Raw genomic sequence first — 12,773 nt, 5'->3', positions numbered from 1 at the left:
CATGCCATTTCGATACGGAAAGTTCTTCAAAATGGTTACGAAGTCACGACGATTTGTGACAGAGATTGCAGCCCCGCGACGAGCATCAGGCCGTGGCCTCAGTTTGTCATGCGGCATCTGCTGGCCAGCCATCGCGGGGCTGCTTCTGGAAGTCACCGCTTTGATTTCGGCAGCAGGCGCCGCCGAGCCGGCCCGAATGAATGTGCTGCATATTGTCTCGGATGATTTGGCCGCCCGGCTTGGTTGCTATGGCGACCAGAACGTGAAGTCACCGAACATTGACCGCCTGGCACGTCGCGGGGTGCGATTTGATCGGGCTTACTGTCAATACCCACTCTGCAATCCATCGCGAGCATCATTCATGACTGGATTGCGCCCGGATACGACGAAGGTCCTCGAGAATCAAACGCAATTTCGACAGCACGTGCCAAATGCAGTCAGCTTGCCGCAAACATTCCGAAATGCAGGATATTTCGTCGCACGTGTGGGGAAGCTGTATCACTATGGTGTGCCAGGTCAGATTGGCACCGATGGCCTGGACGATCCCGCCTCGTGGGAGCACGTCTACAATCCGCGTGGACGAGACAAGGATGACGAGAATCAGATCTTCACACTAAACCCCAATGGACAAGGCTCCGGACGCTTCGGTGCAGTCCTGAGCTGGCTGGCTTCTGACGGTGACGATACGGAGCAGACCGACGGAATTGGGGCGACAGAAGCCATTCGTTTGCTGGAATCACATCGCGATCAGCCGTTCTATCTGGCGGTTGGCTTTTACCGTCCACACACACCGTATGTTGCACCGAAGAAATATTTCGAGCATTACCCTCTCGAGACAATTCCACTTCCCAAATCTCCTGAAGATCTGCGTGAGCGATTCCCTGCCGCAGCCCTTGCAACCATCCGCCCTGAAGAAGAGGCAATGAGCGATGATTTACGGCGCCAAGCGATTCAGGCGTATCAGGCATCGACCACGTTTATGGATTCTCAAGTGGGTCGGCTGATGGAGGCACTGGAACGACTGAAGCTGGCCGATAAGACAATCGTTGTGTTCCACAGCGACCACGGTTATCACCTGGGCGAAAAGCGGTTGTGGCAGAAAATGACACTATTTGAAGAGTCGGCTCGAGTCCCGTTGATCGTCAGCGTGCCTGGAATGACCACGAAGGGAGCCGTCTGCCAGCGCGTCGTCGAATTGGTTGATCTTCACCGAACACTCGCCGATCTTTGTAACTTGTCGGCTGACGCGACAACGGAAGGACTGAGCCTGAAATCGCTTCTTGAAATGCCTGATGCGAGTTGGACCAAGCCCGCACGCACCCAGATCGCACGCGGAAGGGGTGAAAAACAAATCACCGGCCGGAGCCTGAGAACGGAACGCTGGCGTTACACGGAATGGAACGAAGGTCGCCAAGGGATCGAACTCTACGATCATGACACCGACCAACAGGAGATGCGAAATCTGGCAAATGACCCTCAATATGCCGCGATCGTTGCAGACTTGTCCGCCCAGCTGCGACAGGCTAGCCCCTGACGCGACGGTACGCCAAAAGATTCTGAATGCGCCACTCGGATCGACGATCCGCGAACGTCCGGGCAGTCTGAGTTTTCGACAACGGACACATGCGGACCAGAGTCTTGAAAGAAAAAATCCGAATTTGCCATCACGAGTTCGGATTCTGACTTTCTGATCCGCTTAGGCAATCTAGAGCAATGTTGGAAGATTTGTGGCGACTCGTTTCCGCCAGCAAGCCCCAACCGCGTTCGACCGATCTTCGTGTGACAGTCGACGCTGCCGCAAGGTGACCAGATTTCGGACAAGGATCTTGATTTGACCGCCATGACAGAAAAATCCGCACCGGTTCCGACATTGTCAGTCGAGCAACAGAAGCAGTTAGTCGATGAAGCGATTGAACGATTGGACAGGCTGGCAGACAGCCAGCTTGAAATGGCGAAGTTGTTCATCGAAAAAGGAAAACCCGAGATCGCACGCCGCAGACTTCAAGAGGTCGTAGAACTCTATGGAAAGTCCGACGCGGCCAAGGAAGCTCGCACGTTGCTGAAAAAGCTCTAAGAGAATCTGGAGCACTCGAGCACGGCGTGACTCGTCATTCTGCGTACCCAACGGGACGAGGGTTTCCTCAGGGGACACCACGAATCAGCCTGAGCCCCAAGGCGTTCTGAAGAACGATCGTCTGACGGTCGGGACTCATTCTTGTATTGACGAACACGCCCGAGGATTTCCAGCGTGCCGTTTCGATTCGATCAGGCACGCTCCAGAACCGCATTCCATTTGATCCAAGCGTAATCAATGTCCGACCTTCGTCGACGAGATCGATCGAATCCAGATCAACGTCCACGGTGAATGCAGCCAGTTGTTGACCATCGTCAGTGCTCCAGATTCGAACAAATAAATCCTCACCGGACGTCGCAAAGATTTTCCCGTCGATGGAGATCGACAATCGCTGTGCCGAATTCTGATGTCCAGGACGATCTTCAAGCTGCTCTCCGCTTTGGCTATCCCAAAATCGAATTCGCCCATCCATGCAAAGCGAGATGAAACGCGATGAACCAGGAATCATGCCAATTTCATTCACCGGACGAGGATGCTTCGCAAGAAACTTCGTGACCCCCGTTTCAGCATCCACCCCCAAGACATACTCTTTGACACTAAGCAACAGCAAATGTCCGTCGTCGGCCCAGGCCCCCGCACTGGTAACTTCATCTCCGAACTCGCCGCCCAACGAAAGCTTCCATCGACGCTGACCCGTCTGACACTCAAATGCCGAGAAGTAATATTTCTCGGCAATGATCTCTGATGTGAAAAAATATCGCCCATCGGGCGATGTCATCGCACAAGTACCAATTAGGGGATTTTGTGAGTGGAAATGAGAGACCAAACGACCTTGGGGTATTTCGTATACGCTCACTTCGTTGTTAAGAGTAATCGTCAGGTAAGGGCCCGACCAATAGGGAGGCGCTTTTCGTTCAAATTCTTCGCTCGTATTTCGAAACTGGCCATAGATCGCGTTTGAAGACCAAAACCGAAGGGTGCCATCCTTCGAAGCGGTGATGATTTCACCTGTTTGGGGATGAATCGCCAGTGACAAAATCCAATCTGTATGCCCCAGCAAGATTTTATTTACCGCGGCCTTCGCGGGTTTCATACGACGTACGATCAACCGCGAGTCCGCCGCACCAAGAGCAAGGGTGGCATTATTGACCCACCCAAGGGCGCGAATCCCTCCGAAAAACTGCTGATCTTCAATGACTTCACCAAAATGAGAACTGTCTTGGGCGACATCCCACTGAGCGTACTTCCCACTACGAAACCCCACGGCCAATTTTGTACCATCCGGTGACAGGGCGAGGACTCGCCCCCAACTTGCGCCATCGGGCAGCGCAAGACAACCATCCTCCAAACGCGCGTCAGGACGGCCCTGTCGCCAATCCCAGACACGAACAGTTTCGTCCTGCGCCGTTGAAAACAGCACTCCAGTTTCAGCATGTTCGTCAAACGATCGAACCACATCGTGATGGCCCGTGAGTTGTCGTTCGAGTTGCCCGGTGCCCGTGTTCCAAATCCGAATCAGACCTTCATCCGAACCAGAGGCAATCGCTTCGCCCTCTTTGCCAATGACGCGCACCGCCGTCGCGCGTCCCTCTTGAATTGAGGGAGGTCGAATTTCGCGACGGTCGTTCAAATCCCAGATTCGGATCGTGCCGTCATCGCCTGCAGAAACCAATCGCAGGGTTTTGTTCACCAGCGCAAGTTGCATGGCATTGATCTGTCCGGCGGCATGACCTCGCAGTTCGTACAACAGCTTGCCATCTGGCAACAATCGAGCGCGAATCACCCCGTCTGCTTCCCCGCAGTACAGGATCATCCTCTCGGCGTCGATCACCATTGGAGCCGTCGTGCTGCCAACGGCTAGCGAGCCAATCACACGTGAGGTATTTTCCGACTCTCTTAACAACGTCCACCAGGGAAATGACCTCAGGTCCGTTTCCCCTGGTTTTGGAATACAGGCCTCAAGACGTTCGCGCGTTTCGACCAGATTCGCCCCTTCCCAGGCATCGGCCGCCTGTCTCAAATCGTCGGCGTAGACACGACGACGCAGCGAATCGGTGCGGATCTGTAGATCTCGCTCGTGCTGCCGCACAATGTCCAATGTTCGCTGCAGCCTCGCGTTATACCACAGCGAGCCAATCAGCATGATCAAGACTGAGCATGCCACAAACGTTGTCTGTAATGCGGCGATCGGATTGCGACGCCCCCACCGGGCTAGCGTGACCAACGTCGACTGTGGTCGCACCAGAACGGGACGCCCTTCACTAAATCGCCTGAGATCATCCGCGAGTGCCTGGGCCGTGGGATATCGATCGGACTGTTCGCGACTAAGGCACTTCATACAAATCGCATCAAGATCGCGAGGAAACCCGCGAATCAACTGTCGTGGGGACTGCAGGCGGCCGTCAATGACCCGATGCAGAGTTTCGAATGCGCTGTGCCCCTTGGATGCACGGACATGCGTCAACAACTCATAGAGGACGGCACCCAGGCTGTAGATATCCGACGTTTCGTTGACCAGGTGAATATGCCCCGCAGCCTGCTCGGGAGACATGTAGGCAGGTGTCCCGAGAATCGCGCCCGAACGAGTCGAATCGTCGGGAGCAATCTGCTTCATCTTTGCCATCCCAAAGTCGGCCAATTTGGGTGAGAATTTCTCCAAGCTCAGGTTCGGCTCGACGTTCGGCGGTGGTGCAAGCAGAATGTTCGCCGGCTTGATATCTCGATGAAGAATCTGATTGCTGTGTGCAAACGAAACGGCGTCGGCAAGCTGCAGAAAAAAGAGGGCCGCAACACGGGGAGCCGCCGGCCCCGGATGATCGTCCTGCCACTGCGCCAGTGTGGGACCGGGAATGTAGTCTTGTGCCAAGTAGCAAATCGACCCGACTTCGTTCGACTCGAAAACGGTGACAATATTGGGATGGGTCAGAATCCCTGCTGCTCGCCCCTCGGCCAGAAATCGCCTTCGCAGTGGCGGATTGATTAAGACGTCGGGCTTGGGAACCTTGAGAGCCACCAGCCGATCGAGGACCGGATCGCGCGCTAGGAACACCACGCCATGGCCGCCAATTCCCAGCTCACGCAGAATCTCGAATCGACCGAATCGGGCCCCCTCAATACCCAGAAACTTCTTGAGTGCATCGTTGACGCCGAACTCGCTTTCATCAAGCGGAAGCGTCAAGGGCGAATTATGAACCGCCGCACGATCCAAGCGGCGACCCCGCGCACGCCGAGAACGTGACGCGTTGTAAAGAGAATGCAGTTGCTGCCGAGCGTGTTCGAGCTGCCTGCATTCGTCGGGCGTAAGCTCACTGAGTCGTTCGGCCGGCAGATTTGCGATCCGACCTTCGTGTAGCGATGCATCCAGTTCGAGAATCAGCGCGAGCACCCGTTCCGACTGGGGAAATCCATCGGCAATTCCAGATTCGTCATTCTCCTCGGTCATAACTTTCACCGCATGTCGACTGGAGTCGCGAGACTGCACGAGTAAACAGCTTCCTCGCAGCGTCAGCGGAGCGGTTCATTCGTCGTCCGATTTCCTCGAAGGTCAGATCGTCATCAATCCTCAATCGAATCACTTCTTGTTGATCTTCCATCAGTGACAGCAAAGCCAGCTGAAATCGAGCCCGGTCTTCGTTCGCACCGACCTCGGCGCTCAATGTCGCGCCGCATCGATTCGGAAAATCCCCATCAATCTGACTGTCGCTTCCCAAGCATTCACGAAGCTGCTGCAGATCAATTTCGCGACCAACGTTACGGCGGGCGGCAGAATAATAGTATCGAAGCGTGTTTCCAATCCGAAACTCCAGGATTTGCGACAGCCACCGCAATAGCTCTTGGATTGATTCTCCTTCGAACCGGTGATACTGCTGATGGGCCGTCACGAACGTCTCTTGCACCAGATCGCTCGCGCCGATTTTCGCCCGCAGACCGTGCTTGATGGCGACGTTGGCAATCAGAAGCAGATAGTTTCTGCACGTTTCCAAAAGCTCCCCTCTCGCCGCCGAAGATCCAGCGCGCGCCGCTGCGAATTGCCGAAGAAGATCTTCCGAACTCGTGTCCAACGGGGGATCAGGTAACGAAGCGTTTTCACCAGCATTAGTTACCGCAAAGACATCATTCGGGATCATATCACCGATATCTCGATTGTCGGATCAGGGATACGCAGGATGGGAACAGTGATCATTACACAGCATATAGCTGGGTGTCAAAGTGGAACTGCGCACTTCACTCGGCAGACCACAAACCTAACATATTCTTAATAATTCATGGTTCTCGAAGAGCCATGTCGCAACGTTCGATAACCTGTCAGCCCAACGTGGCTGCGCCACTACTCGCGAATCGCAGTGAGGTAACGCTGGGCAGACTGATTGACGACAGCCATTCCGTCGTCCTGAACCACGGCCCCCCAGAACGCTCCATAAATCCGGCGATAGGAATAGGGTCTAACCGCCGAGAGAATGTAGCCGACGGCCGATGCCGATAAAGGAACGAAGTTCGGATAGCTGTACATAAAACTTACATGCTTGCGATCGGCCACGACTTGAATAATGTCGCCCGACAATAATACCCCTTGTCCATCAGCTCCCTCTGCCCAGTGCAAGACGGCCCCCCCTGCAAAGTGACCACCACAATGAATCAGAGTCACTCCCGGCAGCAAGTCGAGCGTCGCGCCGGACCAGAAAACGATCGACTTGTCGGGACGCATCACCCACTGCCGATCATCCGCATGCAGATAAACAGGCACATCGCCGAATGCTCGACTCCACTCAACCACATTCGAGTAGTAGTGCGGATGCGAAATGACGATTGCCTTGATTCCGCCCCAGGCATTGATCGCCTGGACGACGGACTCATCGAGCAGCGAGATACAATCCCACAAGACATTTCCATGTGGTGTTTGCAACAACAGGGCCCGTTGACCGATCGCGAATTGCGGCTCAATCCCAATTCCAATCAGCCCCGGCTCCTTGAACTTGATCGCTGTACGGTTCGTTTGCCGGAGTTTTTCGGCGGTCGTCCACTGTTGGCCCGAATGCCCGATGTATTGCCGTTCATCCGCACAGATCAGACACGAATTCGGGACTTGGTCACTGTCCACATACTGAGTCCCGCAGGTTGTGCAAATGGAGTTTGGCATCAAAGAACCTTAGCAGCCTGTTGAAGTAAGGGGGACTGGCTCCGCCCAGATTAAAAAACACCAAGTCATCGTGAGTGCCAAGGTGCCTGTCCCCCTTACTTCAACAGCCGGATGGGGCTCCAGAACCTCAAGTCGTACCGAAGGAATCGCGTTGATGATTCCTTCGTCTGACGACGACTTCATCACGAATCGGTATGGCTTTTTGAAAAACTTTGTTCAACCTGCGCGATCTTTTCGTTCCGCCGGGCATGACGACCACCGTCAAAAGGAGTGTCCAGCCAGATTCGAATCATCCGCTGCACGGCATCGGCATCGTACAGATCGGCCGCCAGGACAAGGATATTGGCATCATTGTGGCTGCGACTAATTCGGGCGGCGAGATCATCGTGGCACAGCGCGGCACGCACATGATTGAATTTGTTGGCGACGATTGTCATTCCAATTCCGGTCCCCCCCACCAGGATCGCACGATCGATTTCCCCCAATGACACGGCCCATGCCGCCTTGGAGGCGTAGTCAGGATAGTCCGAAACTTCATCGTTGGCCGGACCAAAATCGAGCGCCTCATGCTTCAGCTCACGGAGTAGAGACAGAATCCCGTCCTTGGCTTTGAAGCCCCGATGCTCACTCGCAACAGCAATTTTCATAAATATCACTCGGACAAACTGGTAACGGACAATGAACGCGCCCACAAACGTCCTTGATTCCGGGCCTTTCGTCAATTGTTTCTCGGCAGTCAAGTTTTGAAACCCCAGGACAGCTCCGTACCGAACGTTCCGACCAACGCTCTTCGTGTCGCCCGAATTTTGTCCAACTGGCCAAAATCCGCCGGAAAACCGCCCCTTCACCCCCTCGCGACCTTCATGCTCGCGCGTAAAACGCACCGTCCTGGGCCCGCGCGTGGCACAGAGACTCGATCCTGACGGGTTCGTGAACATCACCCGCTGCCCCGCTCGCAATGAGCTCATCGACGTCGCGATTCAAGTTTGCAACTTAGCGAGTCCTCCATCGTTTCGAGCCCTCAAAGAAAACTCATACACGGCACAAACTGTGCTTTACCGCGAGAGGACAGGACCTGCTTCGACTGGACACCAACTCAATCCCTGAAAACGTCGACACCCAATGGGTGTTAACAGGAGACTCGAACGATGATGATCGGAATCCGGCGAATTCTGCTTCCAACCGACTTCAGTGAACCGTCACTTCAGGCGGCCAAGTATGCCATGGCACTGGCCCATCAGTTTGATGCCGAACTGCATTTGCTACACGTCGTTTCACAGGTCATGCCGTACACCGATGATTCATCGTCTTGGGTTCTGCCGGCCAATGAAACGCAAGAGCAACTTGAGGCGGCGGAACAACGCCTGCTGAAAAGTGTCATCGATCTTGAGTGGACCGCCACCCACCGCGTCGTACACAAGACGGTTGTGGGTTTCACGGTGGATGAGATTCTGGCCTATGCGAAGGAGAATCAAATCGACCTGATCGTGGTGGGAACCCATGGGTATACCTGGCTGGCCCACACGTTGATTGGTTCGGTCGCGGAAAAACTCGTCCGAGCCGCACATTGTCCCGTGCTCACCATTCATCCGCAGGATCGTCCGCTCCCAGAAATTGCAAAACGCGCAACACATGCGGACATGAAAGTCTGAGGACAGAATTTGCTCACGATTTCATGGCAACGTCAGACCACTCAGACAACCAATTGAATTGAGATCGACTATGAAAGCGTTCGTGTACGATGGCCCGGGACGCTTTGCACTGGAAGATCGTCCGAAGCCGACGATCCAAGCCCCCGGTGATGCGATCGTGAAATTGGCAAAGACCACCATCTGCGGTACGGATTTGCACATCCTAAAAGGTGATGTCGCCACCTGCACTCCCGGCCGTATTCTGGGGCACGAAGGCGTCGGCATCATCGAATCGGTGGGCGGCAATGTCACAAACGTGAAGCCGGGCGACCGAGTGCTCATCTCTTGTATTTCGTCGTGTGGGAAATGTGAGCCGTGCCGCCTCCAGATGTACTCACACTGTTCCACGGGCGGCTGGATTCTGGGGAACGTCATTGACGGCACTCAAGCCGAATACGTTCGGACGCCGCATGCGGACACCAGTTTGTACCCTCTGCCCAGCGACGCCGATACCGATGCCATGGTGATGTTGAGCGACATTCTGCCGACAGGGTTTGAGTGTGGCGTTCTCAATGGTCGAATTGAACCCGGATCGACCGTTGCCATCGTCGGCGCCGGCCCGATCGGCCTGGCAACATTGCTCGGCGCACAACTCTATTCGCCCTCGCAAGTCATCATGATCGATCTCGATGAGAATCGGCTGGCGGTTGCACGCGAGTTCGGCGCCACGCAGACCGTCAATTCAGGAACCACAAATGCCGTCGAAACGGTCATGGCGCTGACCGCCGGACGAGGCGTCGAGACTGCGATTGAGGCCGTCGGAGTGCCGGCCACATTCCTGCTCTGCCAGGATCTGGTCGCCCCTGGTGGAATCATCGCGAATATCGGAGTTCACGGGAAGAAAGTGGATCTGCACCTGGAACGACTTTGGTCGCACAACATCTGCATCATGACTCGATTGGTCGACACCGTCTCGACATCAATGCTGATGAAGACGGTTTTGTCCCGGAAGATCGACCCGAACCGCTTGATTACTCATCGCTTTACGCTCGATGAAATCCTGAAAGCTTACGACGTCTTTAGCCATGCCGCCGATTCCAAGGCCCTCAAAGTCATCATCAGCACGTGAACGTCACACCCACCTCATGTGACTGGTGAGCCAATTCAAGCCAGTTGGCAAAACTCAGCCAGTGAATAAGTCCAAGTCGAGTGGGTAACGAGGATGTGCCGCCTCGATCGCATGCCGCATTTTCGCTGGAATTCGAACCGAGACAAAGTGAGATCAGAAAAGATCGAATTGGCATCATTCATGCAAAACATCAGCCATCCTCCTCGACCTGATTGCCCAATCAGGACTCCATCGAACGGCGTGCCACTTCGAATCATCCTTGTTTCGATCTGACGCTGGCGGATCGATATCGGCACGCCGTTCGATTCGAGGTTTTCAGAATTCGGCTGGTCCCACTGGCGACACTCGCGCGCCAAAGAATCATGGCATCGCCACCGAGTCAAAATTTGGACGCACGATCAGCGGCCTTGACGCTCGAGTTGCCAGATCCACACACTCGACTCACGCTCACCGACGAGCAGCGGGGGGCAGGCGCTTGCTCCCGCTGTTCGATCTCATTCGCGGCAGATCGGCAATGGGATGCAATCTCGAGGAATGATCACCCGCGACCACCTTCACAACATGTCTCACAGATGGTGTGGCAGCGCGAGCATTGCAACTTGGCTCGAATCTCGAACAGTTCGCCCCCGCACGCGGGACAAACCGGCTGCGGCGGACAAGATTTGCGAGGAGGTTGTTCGGCGGCGGGAGTATCGACGTTCATCTTGAATGGGTCCCCGGGGCGTCATTGCCCGGGCCGATTCTGCCAATCGCCCCACGTGACGTCAACACGCTTCGCGTCCGAAATAAATTCGCCAGGCGGCTGTACCAAATGTAACTGCTTACAGGCCGGGGACTGGTTCATTTTCCCGCGACGAAGGACCGAGCTGCGATGATCGAAGCACTGTGGATTCCAATGGTCCGGGGAAATGTGCCTGTCCCCCGCTCTTCAGAGTGTGAATGGTTACGCACCAAATCAACCAAACTTTTCCGGCTTCCAATCGCCCAACGTGTGTGTGTGTGTGTGTGTGTGTCCGTCATTCGACGCCACATGACTAATACGATAATTTATTTCATGACGATCCTGCGTCGCCAAGGCGATTCCGTCAGCAGATCAATCGCATCACAGACAAGCGACGGCCGCCATGTCTAAAGTTGTCCTCTTCATTGCCACAAGCCTGGACGGTTACATCGCGAGTGCAGATGGAACCGTGGATTGGCTGTTTCATGATGCGGACTATGGCTATCGCGAATTCATGTCCTCGGTCGAGGCCATCATTATCGGCCGCACGACGTGGGAACAGGCCAAAACGTTTGAAACGGTTCCGTTTGCGGGCAAGAACATCTATGTCTTTTCTCGATCAAACACCGAGCAGGGCGATGATCGGGTCCGATTCGTACAAGATGATGTCGTCAATGTGATTGACACGATTCGCGCACAGATCACAAAGAACATCTGGCTCGTCGGTGGCGGTGACCTGATTCACCAATTCATTGCCAGCCGGCTGATCGATGAATTCCGTCTGTTCATCCACCCGATCGTATTGGGACACGGCATCCCTCTGTTTCACCCCCAAGCACTGCGGACCGACCTGACCTTCGAAGGCAGCCAATCATTCCCAAGCGGCTTGGTCGAACTCAAATATCGCCGGTCAAGTTCGCCCGTTTGACAAACGCACTCACCGAGCTCGAAGGCCTCCGATTACCGCAAGCCCAACCCCCGCCAGCGGAATCACCGAAGTCATTCCGCGAAAGCCATCTCACGAGTTAACCAGACCGGTGGAAGGCTGCGGAGAAACTGTTCACGTTCCGCCTTGCAATGGCGAATATGGTCGTCGTTGTGAGTGGCATCGGGAACGACAATGAACCGCTTGGGCCCGGGTGCCGCGGCAAACAGCTCTTCCCCCAATGACAACGGAATCAGGCGGTCGGCATCGCCATGGCTCTGCAGCAGTGGTCCGGAGTACCGTTTGATCTTCGCTGCCGAGTTCATTCGCTGAGTCATGTTCCATTCTGGTAACAGCCAGGCGGCGTGGCGTTCCGCGACTTCGGGCAGCGACGGAAAGGTACTTTCGAGAATCAATCCGCGAGCTCCTCCATTCGCGGCCAGATCGACCGCAACGGCCCCTCCCAGCGATCGACCGATCAGAACCACGTCGCACGGTCTGATCCCATTTTCCCGAGCCACCCAGCTTCGAGCGGCTTCCGCGTCCCTCAAGATCCCTCGTTCATTGGCGAATCCCGTACTTCGGCCGTAACCCCGATAGTCAAAAACGAGAATCGAAATCCCATGCATGCGAGACAATCGACCGGCAAGAATCGCCCATTTATCAACGGTCCCGACGTTGCCATGACAGTACAGTGCCACCGCCTGCGGATTTGGATGTTCAAAATACCGAGCGTCCAGTTGGTGGTGATTCTCGGTCTCGATCCAGATCTGTCGGCCCCCCGCTTGTTCATGCTGAGAGAACGACGGTGCGACGGACTGCGGGTAAACCAGCAACTGCTCGACAGGCCGCAAAGGAGAAAGCGGTCCAAGAATTCGACAGCCGGGTACCGCCATCATCAGTGCAGTCATCAGTAGCAATGACGGCCAGCGCATATCAGCGTGTCACACGTTCCAGGTTGATGCGGGAGACTCAACGGATGCTTCGGGTGTCAAGAATGCTTTCCAGTCACGGCAACAAAGCAAAGGTGCCGGAAAGAGCCGATCATCCTCTCTCATCGACCAGAGGACCCACGCGACTTTAACGACTTTAACGATAAATCCACGCGAGCTTGTGCCCGCTTTCTTGTCGTCGCATTCATCGGCCGCAACCGCTT

10 protein-coding genes are annotated in these 12,773 nt (G+C 55.1%); 5 read left to right on the top strand and 5 right to left on the bottom strand.

Annotation, left to right across the window (positions count from 1 at the left end; genetic code table 11):
• Nucleotide 1: 1 nt before the first annotated feature.
• Together OSO_RS0136605 and OSO_RS0136600 are read left to right on the top strand one after the other, a co-directional pair.
• On the top strand, nt 2-1,534 hold the full coding sequence (locus tag OSO_RS0136605; RefSeq protein WP_010587737.1) for a sulfatase: 1,533 nt from the start codon (nt 2-4) through the stop codon (nt 1,532-1,534).
• Nucleotides 1,535-1,840: 306 nt separating this feature from the next.
• Nucleotides 1,841-2,074 carry a tetratricopeptide repeat protein gene (locus tag OSO_RS0136600; protein WP_010587736.1) on the top strand — a complete coding sequence of 78 codons (234 nt, stop codon included), beginning with the start codon at nt 1,841-1,843 and terminating at the stop codon, nt 2,072-2,074.
• A gap of 67 nt (nt 2,075-2,141) precedes the next feature.
• Here OSO_RS0136600 and OSO_RS49080 read toward each other — a convergent pair whose 3' ends face one another.
• The 4 genes from OSO_RS49080 to OSO_RS0136580 all read right to left on the bottom strand — a co-directional run bounded on the left by OSO_RS49080 (nt 2,142) and on the right by OSO_RS0136580 (nt 7,858).
• On the bottom strand, nt 2,142-5,516 hold the full coding sequence (locus OSO_RS49080; RefSeq protein WP_010587735.1) for a protein kinase domain-containing protein: 3,375 nt from the start codon (nt 5,514-5,516) through the stop codon (nt 2,142-2,144).
• A complete protein-coding gene (locus OSO_RS46550) occupies nt 5,500-6,057 on the bottom strand; it encodes an RNA polymerase sigma factor (RefSeq protein ID WP_157605983.1) in 558 nt (185 codons plus the stop codon). The genes OSO_RS49080 and OSO_RS46550 overlap by 17 nt, the downstream gene beginning before the upstream one ends.
• Before the next feature lie 344 nt (nt 6,058-6,401).
• Nucleotides 6,402-7,211: an MBL fold metallo-hydrolase gene (locus tag OSO_RS0136585; RefSeq protein ID WP_029247840.1), complete on the bottom strand. Its 810-nt coding sequence runs from the start codon at nt 7,209-7,211 to the stop codon at nt 6,402-6,404.
• 182 nt (nt 7,212-7,393) lie between these two features.
• Nucleotides 7,394-7,858 carry an RpiB/LacA/LacB family sugar-phosphate isomerase gene (locus OSO_RS0136580; RefSeq protein WP_029247839.1) on the bottom strand — a complete coding sequence of 155 codons (465 nt, stop codon included), beginning with the start codon at nt 7,856-7,858 and terminating at the stop codon, nt 7,394-7,396.
• A gap of 501 nt (nt 7,859-8,359) precedes the next feature.
• On the opposite strand from OSO_RS0136580, the gene OSO_RS46545 reads away from it, so the two are divergent.
• The 3 genes from OSO_RS46545 to OSO_RS0136555 all read left to right on the top strand — a co-directional run bounded on the left by OSO_RS46545 (nt 8,360) and on the right by OSO_RS0136555 (nt 11,620).
• Nucleotides 8,360-8,863: a universal stress protein gene (locus tag OSO_RS46545; protein WP_010587731.1), complete on the top strand. Its 504-nt coding sequence runs from the start codon at nt 8,360-8,362 to the stop codon at nt 8,861-8,863.
• Nucleotides 8,864-8,933: 70 nt separating this feature from the next.
• The gene (locus OSO_RS0136570; protein ID WP_010587730.1) at nt 8,934-9,971 is read left to right on the top strand and encodes a zinc-dependent alcohol dehydrogenase family protein; all 1,038 of its coding nucleotides are present in this window, start codon (nt 8,934-8,936) and stop codon (nt 9,969-9,971) included.
• A 1,124-nt stretch (nt 9,972-11,095) separates the two neighbouring features.
• Entirely contained in the window at nt 11,096-11,620 is a 525-nt protein-coding gene (locus OSO_RS0136555; protein ID WP_010587727.1) for a dihydrofolate reductase family protein, read from the top strand.
• Between the two features lie 71 nt (nt 11,621-11,691).
• Here OSO_RS0136555 and OSO_RS0136550 read toward each other — a convergent pair whose 3' ends face one another.
• On the bottom strand, nt 11,692-12,516 hold the full coding sequence (locus OSO_RS0136550) for an alpha/beta hydrolase (RefSeq protein WP_237729387.1): 825 nt from the start codon (nt 12,514-12,516) through the stop codon (nt 11,692-11,694).
• Nucleotides 12,517-12,773: the final 257 nt, after the last annotated feature.

Source organism: Schlesneria paludicola DSM 18645, assembly GCF_000255655.1.
Classification (GTDB): Bacteria; Planctomycetota; Planctomycetia; order Planctomycetales; family Planctomycetaceae; genus Schlesneria; species Schlesneria paludicola.
Note: the sequence above shows the minus strand (reverse complement) of the source record. Positions and strands in the feature narration are given on the sequence as shown.